A 21431-nucleotide genomic window follows, 5' to 3' on the forward strand; every position below is an offset into this window, starting at 1 on the left:
CATTTTGGCTGTTAGCAATGATTTATAAATTTTTGATAACAGCTAAGATTTATAAATCACTCATCCAATCTAGTTGTTTGTTAGCCTCAGTTTTCTTCAACATTAAGTCTTTGATTAATGGCGTAAGTAATAATTCCATTGCTAAGCCCATTTTACCGCCAGGAACAACTAAAGTATTCATGCGAGACATAAATGAGCCATCGATCATGCTCAAATAGTAAGGAAAGTCTAGCTGACTGGCATCTCTACAACGAATAACAACAAAACTTTCATCTAAGGTAGGAATTGCTTTAGCGCTAAATGGATTAGAGGTATCAACCGTTGGAACTCGTTGAAAGTTAATATGTGTTCTCGAAAACTGTGGGGTTATGAATGAAATATAATCTTCCATACTTCTAACGATGCTCTGAGTAACGGCTTCTCGGCTATGACCGCGTTTATTAGTATCGCGAATAATTTTTTGGATCCATTCAAGGTTTACAATAGGCACCATACCGATTAATAAATCTACATGTTTAGCTACATCATTTTTTTCTGTGACAACGCCACCATGTAAGCCCTCATAAAACAACAAGTCGGTACCATCACCTAATTCTTCCCAAGGCGTAAATGTTCCGGGCATTTGGTTATATGGCACAGCTTCGTCAAAAGTATGCAAATAACGACGCATTTTACCTTTACCGGTTTCAGAGTAGTCTTTAAATAACTTTTCTAGGGCATCAAAATCATTCGCTGCATCACCAAAATAACTAATTTTAAGTTGTTGTTCTTTGGCCTTGCGTTTTTCCATGTCCATTTCTTGGCGTGAATATCGATGGAAGCTATCTCCTTCGACTGTCGCAGATGTAATGCCTAAAGATCTGAAAATATGTTCAAACGATTCAGTTGTCGTAGAAGTACCAGCTCCAGATGAACCGGTAACTGCAATAATAGGATTACGTGACGACATAGTAGTTCAACCTTAAAATGTATGGACAATTGTTATACGAGGTATTTATAGAAGGGTCAAGCTATAACCTGATGTTATAATTTTAACAATTTTATTACAGTAACAAAAAAGCGGAGCCTAAGCTCCGCTTTTAATTCTTTCAGAATAAACTTAGTACGAATACTAAATTATGCTTCTGCGCTAACTTCTTCAACTACTTCAGCGGCTTCTTCAGCTGCTGGGCGGTCAACTAACTCAACGTAAGCCATAGGCGCTTTATCACCAGTACGGAAACCACATTTTAAAATGCGAGTATATCCACCTGGGCGTTCTTGGTAACGAGCACCAAGTTCGTTAAATAAAATACCTACTACTTCTTTATCTTGTGTACGAGCAAATGCTAAACGGCGATTTGCAACGCTGTCGGTTTTAGCCAATGTGATCAGTGGCTCGACAACCATACGTAGTTCTTTAGCTTTAGCAACAGTAGTTTTGATCAAACCGTGCTTTACTAAAGAGCTTGCCATATTGCGGAACATCGCTTTACGATGACTGCTATTACGGTTTAACTGGCGACCGCTTTTACGATGGCGCATAAGTTAATCCTTCTCTCAACTATTAAAAAAACGATGATCGACTTAGTCGTTATCAGCTATGCTTTCAGGTGGCCAGTTTTCTAGGCGCATACCTAGAGACAAACCACGAGACGCCAAAACGTCTTTGATTTCAGTTAAAGACTTCTTACCTAAATTAGGTGTTTTAAGAAGCTCAACTTCAGCACGCTGTACTAAATCGCCAATATATTGAATTGCTTCTGCTTTTAGGCAGTTTGCTGAACGAACAGTAAGTTCAAGGTCATCAACAGGACGAAGCAAAATAGGATCAAACAGTGGTTTTTCCTCTTTTGGCTCAACTTCAGTTACATCTCGAAGTTCTACAAACGCATCTAACTGTTCAGCTAAAATTGTTGAAGCACGACGAATTGCTTCTTCAGGGTCTAACGTACCGTTAGTTTCCATGTCTAAAACCAGTTTGTCCAAATCTGTACGCTGTTCAACACGTGCAGAATCAACATCATAGGCAATTCTTACAACGGGACTGAATGAAGCATCAACTAACAAACGTCCAATTGCACGATCTTCTTCCTCGGCATCACGTCTGGCAGAAGCAGGAACATAACCACGTCCCATTTCAACCTTTATACGCATACTGATAGAGCCATCACCTGTCAAATGACAGATTACATGAGCTGGATTTGCAATTTCTACATCACCATCATGTTGGATATCGGCAGCCGTTACAGGGCCTTCACCGGACTTAGTTAAGGTAAGAACAGCTTCATTTTTGCCTTCTAAACTTATAGCTAGTCCCTTAAGGTTTAACAGTATTTCGATGATGTCTTCTTGCACACCTTCTTTACTGCTGTACTCATGAAGTACACCGTCAATTTCAACTTCAGTTACAGCACAACCCGGCATTGAAGATAAAAGAATGCGGCGTAACGCATTACCTAAAGTGTGACCAAAACCACGCTCTAATGGCTCTAAAGTTACTTTAGCACGAGTAGCGCTAACAGTTTCGATATCAACCAATCGTGGTCTAAGGAATTCGGTTACAGAACCCTGCATTATGTCCTCTCTTAAAGTGCAACTTTACTTAGAGTAAAGTTCAACAATCAACTGTTCATTAATTTCGGCAGACAAGTCAGAACGATCAGGAACGCGTTTAAATACGCCTTCAAGTTTCTTGTTATCTACTTCAACCCAAACTGGCTTCTCACGTTGCTCAGCTAATTCTAAAGCTGCGATAATACGCGCTTGAGTTTTAGACTTCTCACGTACAGAAACTACATCTTCGGCTTTAACAGTGAAAGATGGAATATTAACAACAACACCGTTAACTACGATAGCTTTGTGGCTAACTAGTTGACGAGCTTCAGCACGAGTGCTTGCATAGCCCATACGGTATACTACGTTATCAAGACGTTTCTCTAAAAGTTGCAACAAGTTTTCACCTGTATTGCCTTTTAGACGAGCCGCTTCTTTATAGTAGTTGCGGAATTGTTTTTCTAGTACGCCATATATACGACGAACTTTTTGTTTTTCACGAAGTTGAATACCGTAGTCAGACAACCGACCGCGACGGGCGCCGTGTTGACCTGGTATTGTTTCGATTTTACATTTAGTGTCAATTGCTCTAACACCGCTTTTAAGGAACAAATCTGTACCTTCGCGGCGACTAAGCTTTAACTTAGGACCTAAATATCTAGCCATTTTCTTTCTCCAACTATCCTAAAAAAAGTACGATTAAACGCGACGTTTCTTAGGAGGACGACAACCATTATGAGGAATAGGTGTAACGTCAGTAATGTTGGTGATTTTAAAACCAGCAGCATTTAAAGCACGGATAGCAGATTCACGACCTGGACCCGGACCTTTAACGAACACTTCAATATTCTTCAAGCCAAACTCTTGTGCAGCTTTACCAGCACGATCTGCAGCTACTTGCGCAGCAAATGGAGTAGATTTACGTGAACCACGGAAACCTGAACCACCAGCAGTCGCCCATGATAAGGCGTTACCTTGACGATCTGTAAGAGTTACGATTGTGTTGTTGAAAGATGCATGGATATGAGCCATGCCGTCAGCAACTTGTTTTTTTACGCGTTTACGCGTACGTACAGGTGTTTTAGCCATTGTCTAGTTCCTCTTACTTCTTAATTGGCTTACGAGGACCTTTACGGGTGCGCGCATTAGTTTTAGTGCGTTGACCACGTAGAGGAAGACTGCGACGGTGGCGAATGCCACGGAAACAACCTAAATCCATAAGACGTTTAATGTTCATTGAAACTTCACGGCGTAAATCACCTTCTACGGTGTATTTATCCACTTCTGCACGAAGCAAATCAATTTGAGCTTCGTCCAATTCACTGATCTTAGTTGACTCTGCAATACCAGTTGCAACACAAATTGCTTTCGCACGTGTTGCTCCGATACCGAAGATCGCAGTAATGGCGATTACTGCATGCTTACGATCAGGGATGTTAATGCCAGCGATACGGGCCACTAAACACATCTCCTATTTTTAATTTAAAATTTACCAGTTGAAAAGCCCGTTAGGATACTCAACCAGCCGCATTTCTTTGCAAATCGAAGCGGCATTATACAGACTTATCTGCATAATGCTACTGCTTAAAGATTTAGCCTTGACGTTGCTTATGCTTTGGCTCTTCGCAAATTACACGAATTACACCAGCGCGCTTAACAACTTTACAATTACGACAAATCTTTTTTACGGATGCACGTACTTTCATTTTATATACTCCGTTACCTAAGGGCCCAGTCTAACGACCGTAGCCTTTAAGGTTTGCTTTTTTAAGTACATTATCATATTGATGAGACATCAAATGAGTCTGTACTTGTGCCATAAAGTCCATTATTACAACTACTATAATTAATAGTGATGTTCCGCCAAAGTAAAAATTAACGTCCCATGCCATAATAATAAACTGAGGTACCAAACAGATAAAGGTAATATACATCGCACCAGCTAAGGTTAAACGAGTCATCACTTTATCTATATATTTTGACGTTTGCTCACCAGGACGAATCCCAGGAATAAACGCACCGGATTTTTTCAGGTTATCTGCTGTTTCACGCGGGTTGAATACAAGAGCCGTGTAAAAGAAACAGAAAAATATTATCGCTGCTGCAAGTAACATTACATATAGCGGCTGTCCTGGAGAAATAGCAATTGATACTTCTTGTAGGAAATCAGCAACCATACCTTCACCTTGACCAAACCAGCTCGCAAGCGTGCCTGGAAACAAGATAATACTTGATGCAAAGATTGGTGGAATAACACCTGCCATATTAACTTTTAACGGTAAATGTGTGCTTTGAGCAGCGAAAACCTTACGGCCTTGCTGACGCTTAGCATAGTTAACAACAATACGTCGTTGACCACGTTCCACAAATACAACAAAGAAAGTTGTAGCAAATATAATTACGCCAATTAGCAATAATACTAATAAGTGCAATTCACCTTGACGCGCCGCTTCTGCTGTTTGACCAACAGCTGACGGCATACCAGCTACTATACCTGCAAAGATCAAGATTGAAATACCGTTACCAATACCACGTTCAGTAATTTGCTCACCTAACCACATTAAAAACATGGTACCAGTAACCAAACTTACTACCGCAGCAAAGTAGAATCCGAAACCTGCGTCCATTACTAGACCTGGCATCATTCCCGGTAAACTTCTTGCTATTGCAATTGATTGTACAGTCGCTAGAACTAAAGTGCCGTAGCGGGTGTATTGGCTGATCTTACGTCGTCCAGCTTCACCTTCTTTTTTCAACTCTGCCATTGCCGGGTGCATAACCGTAAGCAATTGCATAATGATTGAAGCTGAGATGTACGGCATAATACCAAGTGCCAATACAGAGGCTCGCTCAAGTGCACCACCAGAGAACATGTTAAACATTTCTACAATGGTGCCCTTTTGTTGTTCAAACAACTGAGCTAATACAGCGGCGTCAATACCAGGGATTGGCACAAATGTTCCCAAACGAAGCACAATAAGTGCACCGAATACAAACCACAATCTTTGTTTAAGCTCAGACAATCCGCCTTTTGCTTTATTATCAATTCCTGGTGTAGCCATAACCTGTACTATTCCTCGATTTTTCCGCCTGCAGCTTCAATAGCTGCGCGAGCGCCTTTAGTAACACCTAAACCACGTACAGTAATTGGACGAGTGATTTCACCAGAAAGCATGATTTTCACTGACACAATATTACGTGTGATTAAGTTAGCATCTTTCAGGGCAAAGATATCGACAACATCACCTGTGATGTTGTTTAGTTCATGTAAACGTACTTCAGCGCGAACTAAAGATTTACGTGACGTGAAACCAAACTTAGGTAAACGTTGTTTCAATGGCATTTGACCACCTTCGAAACCAGGACGAACACTACCGCCAGAACGAGATTTCTGACCTTTGTGACCACGACCACCTGTTTTACCTATGCCAGAACCAATACCACGACCACAGCGTTTCTTGGCTTTCTTAGCACCTGGTGCAGGAGATAAAGTATTTAAATGCATTATTAATCCTCCACCTTAATCATATAAGATACTTGATTAATCATACCGCGTACAGATGGAGTATCTTCTAACTCTACTGTTTGACGGATACGACGTAAACCAAGACCCTTTAATGTAGCTCTATGCTTCGGTAAACGACCGATAGAACTTTTTAACTGAGTTATTCTAACTGTTTTAGCCATGCTCAATTACCCCAGAATATCTGAAACGCTTTTGCCACGCTTTGCTGCAACAGCTTCAGGCGAATGCATATTCGCAAGAGCAGCAACAGTAGCGCGAACTACGTTTATTGGGTTAGTAGAACCGTATGCCTTAGACAATACGTTCTGTACGCCTGCAACTTCAAGTACTGCACGCATCGCGCCACCGGCGATAATACCTGTACCTTCAGAAGCGGGTTGCATGTAAACTTTTGAACCAGAGTGCTTGCCGATAACGACATGCTGAAGAGTAGTACCCTTCAAATCTACGGTTACTAAGTTACGACGTGCTTTTTCCATTGCTTTTTGGATTGCAGCAGGCACTTCACGTGCTTTACCGTAACCAAAACCAACGCGACCAGCGCCATCACCAACTACGGTTAGTGCTGTGAAACTGAAAATACGACCACCTTTAACCACTTTTGATACACGGTTAACTGCGATTAGCTTTTCAGCCATATCACTTTGTTGTGAGTTTTCTTGATTATGATTAGCCATTATCAACCCCTAAAACTGAAGACCAGCTTCGCGAGCTGCATCTGCTAACGCTTTCACGCGACCATGGTAACGGAAACCTGAACGGTCAAAAGCAACACTAGTGATGCCTTTAGCTACTGCACGTTCTGCAATTGCTTTACCTACAGCCGTAGCTGCTTCAACGTTACCTGTTTTTTCTAACTGAGCACTAACTTCTTTGTCTAAAGTAGACGCTGACGCGATTACTTCAGAACCTGTTGGTGCAATCAATTGCGCGTAAATATGACGAGGAGTACGGAATACAACTAAACGATTCGCACCCAACTCGCTGATTTTTGCACGAGCGCGTTTAGCGCGGCGCAAACGAGATGTTTTCTTATCCATAGTATTACCCTACTTCTTCTTAGCTTCTTTACGACGTACATTCTCATCGCTATAACGAATACCTTTACCTTTATAAGGCTCAGGTTTACGGTATGCACGAATGTTCGCTGCAGTTTGACCGACCAACTGTTTATCAGCACCTTTCAGTATGATTTCAGTTTGGCTAGGAGTTTCAACAGTAATTCCTTCAGGAATTGCGTGGTCAACCGGATGTGAAAAGCCTAAAGATAAGTTTAAAGACTTACCTGCAGCTTTAGCACGGTAACCAACACCGTTTAACAATAATTTCTTTTCAAAACCTTTACTTACACCTTCAACCATATTATTGATTAAAGAGCGTACAGTACCGGCTTGAGCCCAAGCGCCTTTAACATCAGCAACGATATTAGTGATAAGATTGTCTTCTTCTTGAGAAACAACAACATCGCTATGGATCGTGTGAGATAATTCACCCATTGGACCTTTAATTTTAATGTCTTGACCTGATAACGTAATAGTAACGCCTGCAGGGATTGCGACATGTGCTTTTGCGACACGAGACATATTCTGCTCCTTTACTCTACGAAACCAAGAACTTCACCGCCAAGACCCGCATTGCGAGCGGCGCGATCAGTCATTAGACCTTTAGAAGTAGAAATAATAGCGATACCCATACCTGCTAATACTTTAGGAAGCTCTTGAGCACCTTTGTATACGCGAAGACCTGGACGTGAAACACGTTTGATCACTTCAATTACTTCTTTACCTTCAAAATATTTCAATTCAACAGTTAGTTCAGGTTTTACATCACCTGAAACTGAAAAATCTGAAATGTAACCTTCTTCTTTAAGCAAGTTGGCAAGTGCAACTTTTACCTTAGAAGATGGCATTGTAACTGCAGACTTTGCTGCAGATTGACCGTTGCGGATGCGTGTAAACATGTCCGCGATAGGATCAGTCATCATAACCATTTACTCCCGTGAATTACCAACTAGCTTTCTTAAGACCTGGAACTTCACCGCGCATCATAGTTTCACGTAATTTAATACGGCTTAAGCCGAATTTACGTAAGTAACCATGTGGACGGCCAGTAATGTTACAACGGTTACGTTGACGACTACTGCTCGAATCACGAGGTAATGCTTGAAGTTTCAGTACTGCATCCCAGCGTTCTTCTTCAGAAGAATTAACACCAGAGATGATAGCTTTTAGTGCACTACGCTTTTCAGCATATTGAGCAACTAACTTGGTTCTTTTTGCTTCACGAGCTTTCATTGACGATTTAGCCATAACTCTACACCTTCTTCTTAAATGGGAAGTTGAAGGCAGTCAATAAAGCATGACCTTCTTCGTTATTCTTCGCACTTGTAGTGATAGTGATATCCATTCCGCGAATCTTATCGATTTTATCGTATTCGATTTCAGGGAAAATGATTTGCTCACGTACGCCCATGCTGTAGTTACCACGACCATCGAATGACTTTGGATTTAAGCCACGGAAATCACGGATACGAGGAATAGAAATAGAGATTAAACGCTCTAAAAATTCCCACATACGTTCGCCACGTAGAGTTACTTTTGTGCCAATAGGGTAGCCTTCACGAATTTTAAAGCCCGCAACTGATTTGCGTGCTACTGTCGTGACAGGTTTTTGACCTGAGATTGCAGTAAGATCATTTGTGGCGTGCTCTAATACTTTTTTATCAGCAATTGCTTCACCAACACCCATGTTAAGGGTGATCTTTTCAATCCGAGGGACTTGCATGACACTTTTGTATTCAAACTTCTTTTGAAGTTCGCTTACAATTGTATCTTTGTAAAAATCATGCAGTTTCGCCATCGTTTACTCCAATTAAATTAATTCGTTATTAGATTTGAAGAAACGAACTTTTTTGCCGTCTTCATCTCTAAAACCAACACGATCTGCTTTGCCAGTAGCTGGGTTAACAATCGCAACGTTGGATACATTTAAAGGTGCTTCTTTTTCAACAATTCCACCAGGCTGCTGTAACTGAGGTACAGGCTTAGTGTGCTTCTTGATTAAGTTGATACCTTCAACAAATACTTTGCTTTCTTCAACAAGAACTTTGGTCACTTTACCAGTTTTGCCCTTGTCTTTGCCTGCAAGTACGATTACTTCATCATCACGACGAATCTTAGATGCCATTATCGTGACTCCTTATAGTACTTCTGGTGCAAGTGAAACAATTTTCATGAACTTTTCATTACGAAGTTCACGAGTCACAGGACCGAAAATACGAGTACCAATTGGTTGTAAGTTAGCATTTAACATTACAGCCGCATTTTCGTCAAAACGGATGGTAGAACCATCTGAACGACGAACACCTTTCTTAGTGCGCACCACTACTGCAGTAAGAACATCACCTTTTTTAACCTTGCCGCGAGGATTTGATTCCTTCACTGCAATTTTAATGATGTCACCAATGCGTGCGTAGCGACGGTGCGAACCACCAAGAACCTTTATACATTGTACACGTCGAGCGCCGCTGTTATCAGCTACGTTCAATTGTGATTGCATTTGGATCATTTAATATGTCTCCGCTAAATTATCTTATAAAAGATTAAATTCAAGGCCAGAAATTTGACCCGTCACTGCCTTCTAAATCCCACTCACAACGAGCGGGCGCGAGATTATAACACCGGTTATTAAAAAGTGATACTTTATTTAGCTAAAAAATAACCACTTTTATTATCAACCTTGATGTAAACAAGATAAACACTGATGTTGTCAGCTTAATTTAATCTCATCAATTGCTATTTATTTAAAAAACTAAATAAGAATACTGGTTATTTAATTTCTTTATATAACTTTACATTTTGACCAATAAAAAAGGCCCTGCCGAAGCAGAGCCTTTTTGAAAGTTCTTATTGTGAATCAGATCAAGCGATTAAGCTTTTTCTAATACGCTTACCAATGTCCAAGATTTAGACTTAGAGATTGGCGCACATTCACGAATAGATACTAAATCACCTGTTACACATTGGTTAGTTTCATCATGCGCTTTCAACTTAGTTGAACGGGTCATGAACTTACCGTATATAGGGTGCTTAACACGACGTTCGATCAGGACAGTGATAGACTTTTCCATTTTGTCACTGACGACACGACCTTGTATTGTACGAACTTTTGCTTCGCTCATTACTTAGCTGCCTTTTCAGTTATGATAGTCTTAACACGCGCGATATTACGGCGTACAGTTCTTAGCAAATGAGTTTGTGCTAATTGGCCTGTGCTTGCTTGCATGCGATAGTTAAACTGTTCGCGTAGCAATTCAAGCAATTCAGCGTTTAGCTCTTCAATGCTTTTTTCTTTCAATTCGCTTGCTTTCATTACATCACCGTTCTAGTTACGAAAGTTGTTTTGAAAGGAAGTTTAGCTGCGGCTAAAGCAAATGCTTCACGCGCTAACTCTTCCGACACACCTTCCATTTCATAAAGAACACGACCAGGTAGAATTTGGCATACCCAATATTCCACTGAACCTTTACCTTTACCCATACGAACCTCAAGAGGTTTTTTGGTAATTGGCTTATCAGGGAATACACGAATCCAGATTTTACCTTGACGCTTCACGTGACGAGTCATTGCTCGACGAGCCGCTTCAATTTGACGCGCAGTCATACGACCACGTTCCATTGATTTTAACCCGAAAGTACCGAAGCTAACTGAGCTACCAGTGTGTGCAAGACCACGGTTACGCAGTTTAAATTGCTTACGGAATTTAGTACGTTTTGGTTGTAACATTACTTATTCCTCTACTTACTGGTCTTACGGTTAGGTTTTCTTTTAGGCTTAGCTGCTGGTTGCTCAGCTTGTAATGGCATGTTGCCAATTACTTCACCTTTAAAGATCCAAACTTTGATACCGATAACACCATAGGTGGTATCAGCGCGGGCAATTGAGTAATCAATGTCAGCACGTAAAGTGTGTAATGGAACACGACCTTCACGATACCATTCAGCACGTGCAATATCTGCACCGCCTAAACGACCACTTACTTGTACTTTAATACCTTTAGCGCCTAAACGCATAGCATTTTGTACAGCACGTTTCATCGCACGACGGAACATTACACGACGTTCTAATTGACTAGCAATGCTGTCTGCAACTAGCTGCGAATCCATTTCTGGCTTACGTACTTCAGCTATGTTGATTTGAGCAGGAACACCAGCAATTTTAGAAACTGCTAAACGTAATTTCTCAACATCTTCGCCTTTCTTACCGATTACAACACCCGGACGAGCCGTGTGAATTGTAACGCGGATAGATTTAGCAGGACGTTCAATTACAATTTTCGATAATGAAGCACGCTTAAGCTGTTCAGTTAAATATTCACGAACCAAATGGTCACCGTGTAAATTACCTGCGAAATCTTTGTTACTTGCAAACCAAGTAGACGCGAAAGGTTTCGTGATACCTAAGCGAATACCATTTGGATGGACTTTTTGACCCATTCTAATATCTCCTAGTTATCAGATACAATCACAGTGATGTGACTTGTACGCTTAAGGATTCTATCCGCGCGACCTTTCGCACGAGGCTTAATACGTTTCATTGTTGGGCCATCGTCAACCATAATAGTTTTAACGATAAGCTCATCAATGTCTGCACCTTCATTGTGTTCTGCGTTAGCAATTGCTGAATCAAGTACTTTTTTAACCAAAACAGCAGCAGATTTATTGCTAAATGTTAAGATTTCAAGTGCTTTTTCAACATGTAAGCCGCGGATTTGATCCACAACTAAACGTGCTTTTTGCGCTGAACCACGGGCAAATTTATGTGTAGCAATAGCTTCCATCTTATTTCCCCTATCTCTTCGCTTTCTTATCCGCGACATGGCCACGGTAAGTACGAGTTGGTGCAAATTCACCTAATTTGTGTCCGATCATTTCATCAGTTACAAATACAGGTACGTGTTGACGGCCATTATGGACGGCAATGGTCAATCCGATCATCGTAGGGATGATCATTGAACGACGGGACCAAGTCTTAATTGGCTTTTTATTCCCGCTTTCCACCGCTGTCTCTACCTTCGTCAACAAGTGTAGGTCTATAAATGGACCTTTCTTGAGAGAACGTGGCATGGTGATTCCTCTTTAATTATAAGTACTATTATTTAGTACGACGACGTACGATAAATTTATCGGTACGCTTGTTAGAACGAGTCTTGTAACCCTTAGTTGGTACACCCCAAGGTGAGACCGGATGACGACCGCCTGATGTTTTACCTTCACCACCACCGTGTGGGTGATCAACTGGGTTCATGGCAACACCACGAACAGTTGGGCGAACACCGCGCCAGCGTGAAGCACCAGCTTTACCCAAAGAGCGAAGCATGTGTTCAGCGTTGCCGATTTCACCTAAAGTAGCACGACAATCTGACTCAATTTTACGCATTTCGCCAGAACGAAGACGTAAAGTGACATATGCACCGTCTTTCGCTACTAACTGAGCATAAGTACCAGCAGCACGTGCAATTTGAGCACCTTTACCTGGCTTAAGTTCGATTGCGTGTACAACACTACCTAATGGTGTGTTGCGTAGTGGTAAAGTGTTACCCGCTTTAATAGGAGCATCTACACCAGACTGGATTGCATCACCAGCTTTTAAGCCTTTAGGGGCTAAGATGTAACGACGCTCACCATCTGCGTAAAGTACTAGTGCGATGTTTGCACTACGGTTTGGATCATATTCCAAACGTTCTACTTTTGCAGGGATACCATCTTTATTACGCTTAAAGTCGACAATACGGTAATGTTGCTTATGTCCACCACCAATGTGACGAACAGTAATACGACCATTATTGTTACGACCACCAGACTTAGACTTAGTGTCTAATAATGGTGCGTAAGGCTTACCTTTATGCAACTCCGTGTTAACCACTTTAACAACGTGGCGACGACCCGGAGAAGTAGGTTTACATTTAACTATAGCCATTTTCGTAAACTCCTATGATTCCGCGCCGACGAAGTCGATGTCGCTGCCTTCAGCAAGTGTAACGTATGCTTTTTTCCAATCGCTTCTGCGACCAGTACGAGCACCAGTACGTTTAACTTTACCTTTAACATTTAATGTGCGAACACCATCAACTGAAACTTCGAAAAGTTTCTCAACAGCAGCTTTGATTTCAGCTTTAGTAGCAGTAGTAACAACTTTGAAAACAACTGTGTTGTTTGCTTCAGCGGCCATTGTGCTTTTCTCAGAAATGTTTGGTGCTAAAAGCACTTTCAGTAAACGTTCTTCGTTTATCATCCTAACATCTCCTCAAGTTGTTTAACTGCAGATGCAGTCATCAAAACTTTTTCGAAACCAACTAAACTAACTGGGTCAATACCGTCTACATCGCGTACGTCAACTTTATATAAGTTACGTGCAGATAAGAACAAGTTCTCATCAACTTCTGGAGTAACGATTAATACGTCTTTTAACTCCAAACCGTTTAGTTTAGCTACTAATTCTTTAGTTTTTGGTGTTTCAACTGCAAAATTTTCTACCACTACTAAGCGTTCTTGACGAACTAACTCAGAAAGGATGCTTTTAATCGCACCACGGTACATTTTACGGTTAACTTTTTGGCTGTGATCCTGTGGCTTAGCAGCGAATGTTACACCACCTGTACGCCAGATTGGACCACGACTAGTACCAGCACGTGCACGGCCAGTACCTTTTTGACGCCATGGTTTTGCGCCACCGCCACTAACTTCTGAACGAGTCTTTTGAGCACGAGTACCAGCACGAGCACCAGCTGCATATGCAACTACTACTTGGTGTACAAGAGCTTCATTAAACTCAAGTCCAAAAGTTGTTTCAGAAACTTCAAGAGCGCCTGAAGCGTCTTTTAATGCTAATTCCATCACAAATCTCCTGGACTAGGCTTTAACAGCTGGTTTGATGATTACGCTACCGTTGATTGCACCTGGAACCGCACCTTTAATAAGGAGCAAGTTACGTTCAGCATCAACACGAACCAATTCAAGGTTTTGCGTAGTTACTTTCGCAGCACCCATGTGACCAGACATTTTTTTGCCTTTGAAAACACGACCTGGTGTTTGACACATACCTATCGAACCGTTTGAACGGTGAGATAGTGAGTTACCATGCGTAGCATCTTGCATTGAGAAATTCCAACGCTTAATACCACCTTGGAAACCTTTACCTTTAGAGGTGCCAGTAACATCTACTAATTTCGTGTCATTGAATAACTCAACAGTGATTTCACTGCCAGTTACCAAATCTTCGCCTTCATTTGCATTTAAGCGGAATTCCCACAGGCCGCGACCTGCTTCGATACCAGCTTTTGCAAAGTGACCGGCTGTTGGCTTGTTAACACGGTTAGCTTTTTTGCTTCCCGTAGTAACTTGAAGCGCTGAATAACCATCGTTGTCAACAGTTTTAACCTGAGCAACACGGTTCGCTTCAACTTCTAGGACGGTTACAGGAGTAGATACGCCATCTTCAGAGAAGATGCGAGTCATACCCACTTTACGTCCAACTAGACCTATAGTCATGTTAAAACTCCTATTAACCCAAGCTGATTTGAACGTCAACACCAGCTGCAAGATCTAAACGCATTAAAGCATCTACAGTCTTTTCAGTTGGTTCTACGATATCAATCATGCGTTTGTGAGTACGAATTTCGTACTGATCACGAGCATCTTTGTTAACGTGTGGTGAAGTCAAGATAGTGAAACGTTCTTTGCGTGTAGGAAGTGGAATTGGACCACGAACCTGTGCGCCAGTACGTTTAGCAGTATCAACGATTTCAGCTGTTGATTGATCAATCAAACGATGATCGAACGCTTTCAAACGAATGCGAATTCTTTGATTTGACATTAAGACAAATCCCCATTTTAAAGAACAACAAAATACTGCCCATCACCTTTTTGTATAAAAGGGGGGAGTATCGCTATATTTACCATTCAACTCCCTATCGGAGTTGCTGTATGTTAATTATTAACTTAAAGACTAGCTTGAAAAGTTAATACATTAACTAAAAAACACACTGAGACGAGCTCAACGTGGAGGCGAATTATACAGAGCTTGACGATAATTTCAACTGTTTATTTTAAGGTTTTATATAGTTTTATCTTATGTCATTTATCGAGCAAATAAATGACTACTTTTTAAGTACTAATGTTCACCATTGGAACAATCTATTATTTGAGGGGGTATTTTATCTCTAGGTTTTTTAAATAACTAAACAACTCGGATTTCTTTACATTTACAATTTAATCTTCTCTCTTCACATTTTATTTTATAGCTCACTTTCTCTTATTCAATTTACAATCTCAAATAAGGGAGTATCACTATTATTTTTATCTATATATAAGCAGAACTAATTAATCTTAACTTTTGTATTTTAAAAAGTAGCCAAAATAGGTACAAAACTGGTGTTTTTATATGGTCTTAGTGAAAACTTTTTAAACTTCAATAATTTTTTATGTCGATTTTAGTTAAGTAATGTTATACTCGCGCGCAAATTTTCAACAATTCATTTTCATAAATAGAGTAACGCAATGGCAGATTTATCTAAATACAGAAACATTGGTATCTTCGCTCACGTTGATGCGGGTAAAACCACAACAACTGAACGTATCCTTAAATTAACCGGTATGATCCATAAAACAGGTGAAGTTCATGACGGTGAGTCAACGACTGACTTCATGGAACAAGAAGCTGAGCGCGGTATTACTATACAGTCTGCTGCAGTTAGTTGTTTTTGGAAAGATCACCGTTTCAACGTTATCGATACTCCTGGTCACGTTGATTTCACGGTTGAAGTTTATCGCTCACTAAAAGTACTTGATGGCGGTGTTGGCGTGTTCTGTGGTTCTGGCGGTGTTGAACCACAATCAGAAACTAACTGGCGTTATGCGAACGACTCGAAAGTATCTCGTTTAATCTTCGTAAACAAATTAGATCGTTTAGGTGCTAACTTTTACCGTGTAACAGATCAAGTTAAAAACGTATTAGGTGCTCACCCACTTATTATGACTTTACCAATTGGTGAAGAAGATGACTTCGTAGGTGTTGTAGACGTTTTAACTCAAAAAGCATACATCTGGGATGACACAGGTCTTCCTGAAAACTACACTATTGAAGATATTCCAGCTGATATGGTTGATGATGCAGCTATGTATCGTGAGCAATTAATCGAAACTGCATTAGAAGCAGATGAAGATTTATTAATGGAATACTTAGAAGGTGAACTTACACCGACTGAAGAACAAATTAAAGCGTGTATCCGTAAAGGTACTCGTGAAATCATGTTCTTCCCTACATACTGTGGTTCTGCATTCAAAAACAAAGGTATGCAATTATTGCTTGATGCCGTTGTTGATTACTTACCATCTCCTACAGATGTTGATCCTCAACCTCTTACTGATGAAGAAGGTAACGCAACTGGTGAGCACGCAATCGTTTCTGCAGATGAAACATTCAAAGCGTTAGCATTCAAAATCACTGATGACCGTTTTGGTACCTTAACTTTCGTACGTATCTACTCTGGTACATTGAAGAAAGGTGACACCATACTTAATGCTGCAACAGGGAAAACTGAACGTGTTGGCCGTATGTGTGAAATGCAAGCTGATGACCGTAACGAACTAACGTCTGCACAAGCTGGTGATATCATCGCGATTGTAGGTATGAAGAGTAACGTTCAAACAGGTCATACATTATGTGATCCGAAACACCCAATCATTCTTGAAGCGATGGTATTCCCTAAGCCAGTAATCTCTATTTCTGTAACACCTAAAGATAAAGGTTCAACGGAAAAAATGGGTATTGCTATCGGTAAAATGGTTGCAGAAGATCCAACATTCCAAGTTGAAACTGACTTAGATTCAGGTGAAACGATTTTATCTGGTATGGGTGAACTTCACTTAGATATCAAAGTAGATATTTTAAAACGTACTTACGGTGTTGATCTAGTTGTTGGTAAACCTCAAGTTGCTTACCGTGAAACAATCACTCAAGAAATTGATGATTCATACACGCATAAGAAACAATCAGGTGGTTCTGGTCAATTTGGTAAAATTGATTACATCATCCGTCCTGGTGAGCCAAACTCAGGCTTTACATTCTCATCTAAAGTTGTTGGTGGTAATGTACCAAAAGAATTTTTCCCAGCTATTGAGAAAGGCTTCAAAGGCATGATGGATACTGGTGTTCTTGCTGGTTTCCCTGTACTTGACGTTGAAGTTGAATTATACGATGGTGGCTTCCATGCAGTCGATTCATCTGCTGTAGCATTTGAGCTTGCTGCTCGTGGTGCTTTCCGTCAGTCAATTCCAAAAGCTGGTGCTCAGTTAATTGAACCTATCATGAAAGTTGATGTGTTTACGCCTGATGATCACGTTGGTGATGTTATTGGTGACTTAAACCGTCGTCGTGGCATGATCGGTGGTCAAGACGCTGGTGTTTCTGGTGTTCGTATCAAAGCTGACGTACCACTTTCAGAAATGTTTGGCTACATCGGATCTTTACGTACAATGACATCAGGTCGTGGTCAATTCTCTATGGAATTCTCTCACTACTCACCTTGTCCGAATAACGTATCTGAAGCAGTAATTGCTGAAGTTAAAGAGCGTGAAGCGGCAGCTAAAAAGAAATAGTTATTTATAACTAATCTATTAAAGGATGCTTAGGCATCCTTTTTTTTATTCCAAATTTACTCAACAGCATATTGCAACATATAGCCATAAAGTAAAACACATGGTATTGTTTTCTGTAAGTGCTTATGTTTTCTAAAATATTACCGATAACATATAAGAATCAGTTAAATACTGAACAATTTACGCACTTAATAATAAAAATAAACTCATTAGGTATTACTTAGTATGTTCAATTTTCTTAGTCGCTCAATTATGCGTCAATTAGTGATTACTATATCAAGCGCAGTTACTGTATTACTTGTCGTTACTTCATTTTTTTTGTTATCAAACGTAAGCGATAATACAAGAAAACAACTTATTTCTGATATTGAAAATATTGTAAGTCTACAGTCTACAAAAGTGAAAGAGTTCTTTATTGCTAAAGGGCAAATCAACCATAGCATATTTGCTAATCCGCTCGTTATCGATTGGTTTACAACATACGACACACGACTTTCCAATATTGACGATAATAAACAGTACCAAGATGTCACACGTTACTTTAAGTACTTTTCAGAACAAGACAGCGCAATAAAAAGTGTTTTCTTTGGTAGTGAAAATACCCATGAGTATTTCGATCTTAATGGTCGTTACGACGATGCTGAGTACTTTACAAATCGCCGACCTTGGTGGCAAGACGGACTAACAAAAGCAAAAATGCATGTTACTGACCCTGCGGTAGACAACAACGATGGCTCAGTTTCAGCAACAATAACTTCTCCCTACTATTTACCTAATGGCAAACTTTTAGGTATTGGTGGTATGGACATCTTAATTACCACCATAGGTCAAAACTTACTCGCCCCTATTAAATATAAAAACCAAGGTGAAGCTTTTCTCATCACAGACACAGGCAAATTAGTGTTTTTCCCAGGCTTTAATGATGAGTTTAAAGCTGGTGACTCCATGTCAGTAATTGATAGTCACTTTACCAATAGCGCAGGCTTTGCAACGTTACAATCTACACTGGCTAATAATGCTAACGGTTTAGCACAAGTAACATGGCGCGGAGTCGATTATGAAGTTATTTTTAATCAAGTAAAAACTGACTACCCAGCCATGAATTGGAAGCTTGGCTTTTTAGTCCCTGAGCAATTAATAACTCAGCCTGTAGAAGATGCTTTTTGGTCGTCTTTCGCTATTGTTGTAGCCATTATTATTATGATTGCTATCGTAGTATGGTTAACTGTTTTACCTTTTGTTAAACGCATAACTCTGCTTAAAAATGCCATGAAAGATATTGCTGAAGGGGATGGTGATTTAACACAAAGAATTCCTCCTTTAAAACAAGATGAGATAGGTCAATTAGTTGATGAATTTAATATCTTTGTTGATTCTATTCAACAGTTGGTTAGACAGACCATTACTATTACTAAAGATGTAACTTCATCAAGTGAATCTGCCGAAAAAATAGGTAAAGATACCATTGGTATTGTCGAGGGACAAAAACGTGAAATTGACTTGGTTGCCACCGCCGCCACCGAATTAGCTCAAACGAGCATTAATATTGCCGAAAATACTAATTATTCAAAAAAATTGGTTATAGGTGCCGAGGAAAAAGTAGCATTAGGCTCCGATGTTGTTAATCAAGCAACTATAGGTATGCAAAAGCTATCTAATAACGTTGATAATGCTTCACAAGTAGTACAACAGCTTAAGTCTGGTACCCAGACAATTGGCGACTTTGTTACAGTGATCCGCAGTATTGCTGAACAAACCAATTTACTAGCCCTTAATGCAGCAATAGAAGCTGCAAGAGCTGGAGAACAAGGACGAGGTTTTGCTGTTGTTGCTGATGAAGTTAGAACATTAGCTTCCAGAACACAAGACTCTACCAGCAACATTGAACGCATCATTGATGAACTTCAAGCAACAGCGGTTAATGCAGTTAGTGTTATGGAGTCTAGCTGTTTAGAGGCAGAGAGTAGCGTTCAGCTTACCCATCAAGTACAGCAAGTATTAGTTGATATTGCTGAGGTAATTGGTCAATTCCAAAGTCAAACCTTTGAAATAGCTCAAGCCGTTGAACAGCAGGCTAATGTCGCGGAAGAAGTATCTAAAAACATTGAAAACGTTAGAGGACTTACTGATGAGACTGTTGATGTATCCGCCACAATGCAAACAAGTTTAGTTAATCTATCAGAAAAATCCAACTCGCTATCAAAAGTAGTTAATCAATTTAAAGTCTAAGCGAATTAGTGCTTCACTGCCCAATTACCAAGTTAAACGTCACTAATTGGGCATAATTAATATCGTATTCCGGTAGGACTAACTTTATAAGCTAATCGAGACTTATAATAGATTTAACAATCAAAAATTTGTTGTAAAAACTAAACCTAACTTCAGCGCTATACAATCTTCCCCCCTCAGCCCATAAACAGCTAGCCGTCTCTTAAGCTATGATGCATGAATAAATTCATATTCTTTGGTGTAAACAATCATTTCAATCTGATTGAGTTTTAAATTTTAATTTAATTAATCTAAAAGATGGATTTAAGTTCAGACCGCAGGATTTAGCTATAGCAACATTTTTTAATGCGGCGCAACAAGGTAATTTAAATGGAAGATTATTCAGAAGTGAGCAATAAGTATGTTCGCTCGTTAATGAGTGGCATAAAGCATAATAGTTAAAAAACAGATGGTATAAAGTTAGCTATTTATTAAAATTTAGACATAAAAAAACCGGCAAAAGCCGGTTTTTGAAATACATAACGTAAATATTAACGTTTTGAAAATTGTGGCTTTTTACGAGCCTTGTGTAAACCAACTTTCTTACGTTCAACTTTACGAGCATCACGAGTAACGAAACCAGCATTACGTAAACCGCTACGTAAAGTTTCATCGAACTCCATTAATGCACGAGTGATGCCGTGACGAATTGCGCCAGCTTGACCAGAAATACCACCACCAGTTACAGTGATGTTAAAGTCAAACTTTTCTAACATTTCAACTAACTCTAATGGTTGACGAACAACCATACGAGCCGTTTCACGACCAAAGTATACAGAAATGTCACGCTTGTTAATTGTGATTGCACCGTTACCAGCTTTCATGAACACACGAGCCGTTGAGCTCTTGCGACGACCAGTACCGTAATATTGATTATCAGCCATTGCTTAAAGCTCCAAAAGTTGTGGTTGTTGTGCTGTATGTTTATGTTCAGTACCCGCGTAAACTTTAAGCTTACGGAACATTTCACGACCTAAAGGACCTTTAGGTAACATACCCTTAACTGCGAATTCAATAACGCGCTCTGGAGCTTTTTCGATTAGCTTTTCAAAACTAATTTGCTTAAGACCACCAACAAATTCTGTATGCGAGTAGTAAATTTTACCTTTCGCTTTGTTACCTGTTACTTTTACTTTCTCAGCATTGATAACAACGATGTAATCGCCAGTATCTACATGAGGAGTATATTCTGCTTTATGCTTACCACGTAAACGGCTTGCAATTTCAGTAGCGATACGACCTAAAGTTTTATCTTCGGCGTCCACTAAGAACCATTCGCGTTGTACGCTTTCTGGTTTAGCTACAAAAGTTTTCATTAAAAAACCCAATTATATAAATGTTACTTAAATAATAACTTAAGAAAACCTCAAGTTATCCGTTAAAAGACTACGCTATTGCCCCTTCGAGCATCGAGTCCGTTGCCAGTCCTCTGGAAAAAGAACAAGC

33 protein-coding genes are annotated in these 21431 nt (G+C 40.0%); 2 read left to right on the top strand and 31 right to left on the bottom strand.

What is annotated here, in order from left to right; genetic code table 11:
* Positions 1–49 precede the first annotated feature (49 nt).
* The 29 genes from AC27H3_RS03545 to rpsJ form a co-directional block, all read right to left on the bottom strand.
* Positions 50–949, bottom strand: coding sequence for a phosphoribulokinase (locus tag AC27H3_RS03545; RefSeq protein WP_487103786.1), 900 nt, complete (start codon positions 947–949; stop codon positions 50–52).
* Positions 950–1116: 167 nt separating this feature from the next.
* Positions 1117–1524 carry a 50S ribosomal protein L17 gene (gene rplQ, locus AC27H3_RS03550; protein ID WP_085301069.1) on the bottom strand — a complete coding sequence of 136 codons (408 nt, stop codon included), beginning with the start codon at positions 1522–1524 and terminating at the stop codon, positions 1117–1119.
* Positions 1525–1566: 42 nt separating this feature from the next.
* On the bottom strand, positions 1567–2556 hold the full coding sequence (locus AC27H3_RS03555) for a DNA-directed RNA polymerase subunit alpha (RefSeq protein WP_085301068.1): 990 nt from the start codon (positions 2554–2556) through the stop codon (positions 1567–1569).
* Between the two features lie 24 nt (positions 2557–2580).
* Entirely contained in the window at positions 2581–3201 is a 621-nt protein-coding gene (gene rpsD / locus AC27H3_RS03560) for a 30S ribosomal protein S4 (RefSeq protein ID WP_077287458.1), read from the bottom strand.
* Between the two features lie 33 nt (positions 3202–3234).
* Positions 3235–3624 (bottom strand): 30S ribosomal protein S11, encoded by a 390-nt coding sequence (gene rpsK / locus AC27H3_RS03565; protein ID WP_076420861.1) that lies wholly within the window; start codon positions 3622–3624, stop codon positions 3235–3237.
* Positions 3625–3637: 13 nt separating this feature from the next.
* Positions 3638–3994, bottom strand: a complete 357-nt coding sequence (gene rpsM / locus AC27H3_RS03570) for a 30S ribosomal protein S13 (protein ID WP_077287460.1) — start codon at positions 3992–3994, stop codon at positions 3638–3640.
* Between the two features lie 133 nt (positions 3995–4127).
* A complete protein-coding gene (rpmJ, locus tag AC27H3_RS03575; RefSeq protein ID WP_085301067.1) occupies positions 4128–4241 on the bottom strand; it encodes a 50S ribosomal protein L36 in 114 nt (37 codons plus the stop codon).
* A gap of 30 nt (positions 4242–4271) precedes the next feature.
* Positions 4272–5597, bottom strand: a complete 1326-nt coding sequence (secY, locus tag AC27H3_RS03580) for a preprotein translocase subunit SecY (protein WP_081179730.1) — start codon at positions 5595–5597, stop codon at positions 4272–4274.
* A gap of 8 nt (positions 5598–5605) precedes the next feature.
* Positions 5606–6040, bottom strand: a complete 435-nt coding sequence (gene rplO / locus AC27H3_RS03585; RefSeq protein ID WP_077287467.1) for a 50S ribosomal protein L15 — start codon at positions 6038–6040, stop codon at positions 5606–5608.
* Positions 6041–6042: 2 nt separating this feature from the next.
* Positions 6043–6222, bottom strand: a complete 180-nt coding sequence (gene rpmD, locus AC27H3_RS03590) for a 50S ribosomal protein L30 (RefSeq protein WP_085301066.1) — start codon at positions 6220–6222, stop codon at positions 6043–6045.
* 6 nt (positions 6223–6228) lie between these two features.
* Positions 6229–6738, bottom strand: coding sequence for a 30S ribosomal protein S5 (gene rpsE, locus AC27H3_RS03595; RefSeq protein ID WP_085301065.1), 510 nt, complete (start codon positions 6736–6738; stop codon positions 6229–6231).
* 9 nt (positions 6739–6747) lie between these two features.
* Entirely contained in the window at positions 6748–7101 is a 354-nt protein-coding gene (gene rplR / locus AC27H3_RS03600; protein WP_085301064.1) for a 50S ribosomal protein L18, read from the bottom strand.
* 9 nt (positions 7102–7110) lie between these two features.
* Positions 7111–7644, bottom strand: coding sequence for a 50S ribosomal protein L6 (gene rplF, locus AC27H3_RS03605; protein WP_085301063.1), 534 nt, complete (start codon positions 7642–7644; stop codon positions 7111–7113).
* Positions 7645–7655: 11 nt separating this feature from the next.
* Positions 7656–8045 carry a 30S ribosomal protein S8 gene (gene rpsH, locus AC27H3_RS03610; RefSeq protein WP_101685897.1) on the bottom strand — a complete coding sequence of 130 codons (390 nt, stop codon included), beginning with the start codon at positions 8043–8045 and terminating at the stop codon, positions 7656–7658.
* 19 nt (positions 8046–8064) lie between these two features.
* Positions 8065–8370, bottom strand: coding sequence for a 30S ribosomal protein S14 (rpsN, locus tag AC27H3_RS03615; RefSeq protein ID WP_085301062.1), 306 nt, complete (start codon positions 8368–8370; stop codon positions 8065–8067).
* Positions 8371–8374: 4 nt separating this feature from the next.
* Positions 8375–8920, bottom strand: coding sequence for a 50S ribosomal protein L5 (gene rplE / locus AC27H3_RS03620; protein ID WP_085301061.1), 546 nt, complete (start codon positions 8918–8920; stop codon positions 8375–8377).
* A 12-nt stretch (positions 8921–8932) separates the two neighbouring features.
* Positions 8933–9247: a 50S ribosomal protein L24 gene (gene rplX, locus AC27H3_RS03625; protein WP_085301060.1), complete on the bottom strand. Its 315-nt coding sequence runs from the start codon at positions 9245–9247 to the stop codon at positions 8933–8935.
* A 12-nt stretch (positions 9248–9259) separates the two neighbouring features.
* Complete coding sequence (gene rplN / locus AC27H3_RS03630) at positions 9260–9628, bottom strand: 50S ribosomal protein L14 (RefSeq protein WP_070375069.1); 369 nt, start codon at positions 9626–9628, stop codon at positions 9260–9262.
* A gap of 361 nt (positions 9629–9989) precedes the next feature.
* Positions 9990–10241 (bottom strand): 30S ribosomal protein S17, encoded by a 252-nt coding sequence (gene rpsQ / locus AC27H3_RS03635; RefSeq protein WP_273311607.1) that lies wholly within the window; start codon positions 10239–10241, stop codon positions 9990–9992.
* The gene (gene rpmC, locus AC27H3_RS03640) at positions 10241–10432 is read right to left on the bottom strand and encodes a 50S ribosomal protein L29 (RefSeq protein WP_085301058.1); all 192 of its coding nucleotides are present in this window, start codon (positions 10430–10432) and stop codon (positions 10241–10243) included. The genes rpsQ and rpmC overlap by 1 nt, the downstream gene beginning before the upstream one ends.
* The gene (gene rplP / locus AC27H3_RS03645; RefSeq protein ID WP_085301057.1) at positions 10432–10845 is read right to left on the bottom strand and encodes a 50S ribosomal protein L16; all 414 of its coding nucleotides are present in this window, start codon (positions 10843–10845) and stop codon (positions 10432–10434) included. The genes rpmC and rplP overlap by 1 nt, the downstream gene beginning before the upstream one ends.
* Positions 10846–10856: 11 nt before the next feature.
* Entirely contained in the window at positions 10857–11555 is a 699-nt protein-coding gene (gene rpsC / locus AC27H3_RS03650; RefSeq protein WP_487103794.1) for a 30S ribosomal protein S3, read from the bottom strand.
* 11 nt (positions 11556–11566) lie between these two features.
* Positions 11567–11899: a 50S ribosomal protein L22 gene (rplV, locus tag AC27H3_RS03655; protein ID WP_081151045.1), complete on the bottom strand. Its 333-nt coding sequence runs from the start codon at positions 11897–11899 to the stop codon at positions 11567–11569.
* A gap of 10 nt (positions 11900–11909) precedes the next feature.
* Positions 11910–12185, bottom strand: coding sequence for a 30S ribosomal protein S19 (gene rpsS / locus AC27H3_RS03660; protein ID WP_081151044.1), 276 nt, complete (start codon positions 12183–12185; stop codon positions 11910–11912).
* 28 nt (positions 12186–12213) lie between these two features.
* Positions 12214–13038: a 50S ribosomal protein L2 gene (gene rplB, locus AC27H3_RS03665; RefSeq protein WP_085301055.1), complete on the bottom strand. Its 825-nt coding sequence runs from the start codon at positions 13036–13038 to the stop codon at positions 12214–12216.
* Positions 13039–13050: 12 nt separating this feature from the next.
* A complete protein-coding gene (gene rplW, locus AC27H3_RS03670) occupies positions 13051–13353 on the bottom strand; it encodes a 50S ribosomal protein L23 (RefSeq protein WP_108457343.1) in 303 nt (100 codons plus the stop codon).
* Positions 13350–13955: a 50S ribosomal protein L4 gene (rplD, locus tag AC27H3_RS03675; RefSeq protein WP_085301053.1), complete on the bottom strand. Its 606-nt coding sequence runs from the start codon at positions 13953–13955 to the stop codon at positions 13350–13352. Before rplD ends, rplW begins: the two co-directional genes overlap by 4 nt.
* A gap of 15 nt (positions 13956–13970) precedes the next feature.
* Entirely contained in the window at positions 13971–14609 is a 639-nt protein-coding gene (gene rplC / locus AC27H3_RS03680) for a 50S ribosomal protein L3 (RefSeq protein ID WP_085301052.1), read from the bottom strand.
* A gap of 13 nt (positions 14610–14622) precedes the next feature.
* Positions 14623–14934, bottom strand: a complete 312-nt coding sequence (gene rpsJ / locus AC27H3_RS03685) for a 30S ribosomal protein S10 (protein ID WP_070375080.1) — start codon at positions 14932–14934, stop codon at positions 14623–14625.
* Positions 14935–15617: 683 nt separating this feature from the next.
* On the opposite strand from rpsJ, the gene fusA reads away from it, so the two are divergent.
* Together fusA and AC27H3_RS03695 are read left to right on the top strand one after the other, a co-directional pair.
* Positions 15618–17717 (top strand): elongation factor G, encoded by a 2100-nt coding sequence (gene fusA / locus AC27H3_RS03690; RefSeq protein ID WP_487103798.1) that lies wholly within the window; start codon positions 15618–15620, stop codon positions 17715–17717.
* 225 nt (positions 17718–17942) lie between these two features.
* The gene (locus tag AC27H3_RS03695) at positions 17943–19946 is read left to right on the top strand and encodes a methyl-accepting chemotaxis protein (protein WP_487103800.1); all 2004 of its coding nucleotides are present in this window, start codon (positions 17943–17945) and stop codon (positions 19944–19946) included.
* 530 nt (positions 19947–20476) lie between these two features.
* Here the strand turns inward: AC27H3_RS03695 and rpsI are convergent.
* The gene (gene rpsI / locus AC27H3_RS03700; protein ID WP_085301049.1) at positions 20477–20869 is read right to left on the bottom strand and encodes a 30S ribosomal protein S9; all 393 of its coding nucleotides are present in this window, start codon (positions 20867–20869) and stop codon (positions 20477–20479) included.
* Between the two features lie 3 nt (positions 20870–20872).
* Positions 20873–21301: a 50S ribosomal protein L13 gene (gene rplM / locus AC27H3_RS03705; protein WP_085301048.1), complete on the bottom strand. Its 429-nt coding sequence runs from the start codon at positions 21299–21301 to the stop codon at positions 20873–20875.
* Between the last annotated feature and the right edge of the window lie 130 nt (positions 21302–21431).

The sequence above is a fragment of the Colwellia sp. NW0002-52-1 genome (assembly GCF_057550865.1).

What these genes read in the sequence shown, in the direction of transcription:
- AC27H3_RS03545 (WP_487103786.1), bottom strand. Translation starts at nt 949, where the DNA reads ATGTCGTCACGTAATCCTATTATTGCAGTTACCGGTTCATCTGGAGCT.
- rpsE (WP_085301065.1), bottom strand. Translation starts at nt 6,738, where the DNA reads ATGGCTAATCATAATCAAGAAAACTCACAACAAAGTGATATGGCTGAA.
- rpsD (WP_077287458.1), bottom strand. Translation starts at nt 3,201, where the DNA reads ATGGCTAGATATTTAGGTCCTAAGTTAAAGCTTAGTCGCCGCGAAGGT.
- rplP (WP_085301057.1), bottom strand. Translation starts at nt 10,845, where the DNA reads ATGTTACAACCAAAACGTACTAAATTCCGTAAGCAATTTAAACTGCGT.
- rplW (WP_108457343.1), bottom strand. Translation starts at nt 13,353, where the DNA reads ATGATAAACGAAGAACGTTTACTGAAAGTGCTTTTAGCACCAAACATT.
- rpsJ (WP_070375080.1), bottom strand. Translation starts at nt 14,934, where the DNA reads ATGTCAAATCAAAGAATTCGCATTCGTTTGAAAGCGTTCGATCATCGT.
- rpsC (WP_487103794.1), bottom strand. Translation starts at nt 11,555, where the DNA reads ATGGGTCAAAAAGTCCATCCAAATGGTATTCGCTTAGGTATCACGAAA.
- rplN (WP_070375069.1), bottom strand. Translation starts at nt 9,628, where the DNA reads ATGATCCAAATGCAATCACAATTGAACGTAGCTGATAACAGCGGCGCT.
- AC27H3_RS03695 (WP_487103800.1), top strand. Translation starts at nt 17,943, where the DNA reads ATGTTCAATTTTCTTAGTCGCTCAATTATGCGTCAATTAGTGATTACT.
- rplC (WP_085301052.1), bottom strand. Translation starts at nt 14,609, where the DNA reads ATGACTATAGGTCTAGTTGGACGTAAAGTGGGTATGACTCGCATCTTC.
- secY (WP_081179730.1), bottom strand. Translation starts at nt 5,597, where the DNA reads ATGGCTACACCAGGAATTGATAATAAAGCAAAAGGCGGATTGTCTGAG.
- rplD (WP_085301053.1), bottom strand. Translation starts at nt 13,955, where the DNA reads ATGGAATTAGCATTAAAAGACGCTTCAGGCGCTCTTGAAGTTTCTGAA.
- rpmJ (WP_085301067.1), bottom strand. Translation starts at nt 4,241, where the DNA reads ATGAAAGTACGTGCATCCGTAAAAAAGATTTGTCGTAATTGTAAAGTT.
- fusA (WP_487103798.1), top strand. Translation starts at nt 15,618, where the DNA reads ATGGCAGATTTATCTAAATACAGAAACATTGGTATCTTCGCTCACGTT.
- rplB (WP_085301055.1), bottom strand. Translation starts at nt 13,038, where the DNA reads ATGGCTATAGTTAAATGTAAACCTACTTCTCCGGGTCGTCGCCACGTT.
- rpmC (WP_085301058.1), bottom strand. Translation starts at nt 10,432, where the DNA reads ATGAAAGCAAGCGAATTGAAAGAAAAAAGCATTGAAGAGCTAAACGCT.
- rplV (WP_081151045.1), bottom strand. Translation starts at nt 11,899, where the DNA reads ATGGAAGCTATTGCTACACATAAATTTGCCCGTGGTTCAGCGCAAAAA.
- rplO (WP_077287467.1), bottom strand. Translation starts at nt 6,040, where the DNA reads ATGCATTTAAATACTTTATCTCCTGCACCAGGTGCTAAGAAAGCCAAG.
- rpmD (WP_085301066.1), bottom strand. Translation starts at nt 6,222, where the DNA reads ATGGCTAAAACAGTTAGAATAACTCAGTTAAAAAGTTCTATCGGTCGT.
- rplE (WP_085301061.1), bottom strand. Translation starts at nt 8,920, where the DNA reads ATGGCGAAACTGCATGATTTTTACAAAGATACAATTGTAAGCGAACTT.
- rplQ (WP_085301069.1), bottom strand. Translation starts at nt 1,524, where the DNA reads ATGCGCCATCGTAAAAGCGGTCGCCAGTTAAACCGTAATAGCAGTCAT.
- rplM (WP_085301048.1), bottom strand. Translation starts at nt 21,301, where the DNA reads ATGAAAACTTTTGTAGCTAAACCAGAAAGCGTACAACGCGAATGGTTC.
- rpsI (WP_085301049.1), bottom strand. Translation starts at nt 20,869, where the DNA reads ATGGCTGATAATCAATATTACGGTACTGGTCGTCGCAAGAGCTCAACG.
- AC27H3_RS03555 (WP_085301068.1), bottom strand. Translation starts at nt 2,556, where the DNA reads ATGCAGGGTTCTGTAACCGAATTCCTTAGACCACGATTGGTTGATATC.
- rpsQ (WP_273311607.1), bottom strand. Translation starts at nt 10,241, where the DNA reads ATGAGCGAAGCAAAAGTTCGTACAATACAAGGTCGTGTCGTCAGTGAC.
- rpsS (WP_081151044.1), bottom strand. Translation starts at nt 12,185, where the DNA reads ATGCCACGTTCTCTCAAGAAAGGTCCATTTATAGACCTACACTTGTTG.
- rpsH (WP_101685897.1), bottom strand. Translation starts at nt 8,045, where the DNA reads ATGATGACTGATCCTATCGCGGACATGTTTACACGCATCCGCAACGGT.
- rplX (WP_085301060.1), bottom strand. Translation starts at nt 9,247, where the DNA reads ATGGCATCTAAGATTCGTCGTGATGATGAAGTAATCGTACTTGCAGGC.
- rplR (WP_085301064.1), bottom strand. Translation starts at nt 7,101, where the DNA reads ATGGATAAGAAAACATCTCGTTTGCGCCGCGCTAAACGCGCTCGTGCA.
- rpsN (WP_085301062.1), bottom strand. Translation starts at nt 8,370, where the DNA reads ATGGCTAAATCGTCAATGAAAGCTCGTGAAGCAAAAAGAACCAAGTTA.
- rplF (WP_085301063.1), bottom strand. Translation starts at nt 7,644, where the DNA reads ATGTCTCGTGTCGCAAAAGCACATGTCGCAATCCCTGCAGGCGTTACT.
- rpsK (WP_076420861.1), bottom strand. Translation starts at nt 3,624, where the DNA reads ATGGCTAAAACACCTGTACGTACGCGTAAACGCGTAAAAAAACAAGTT.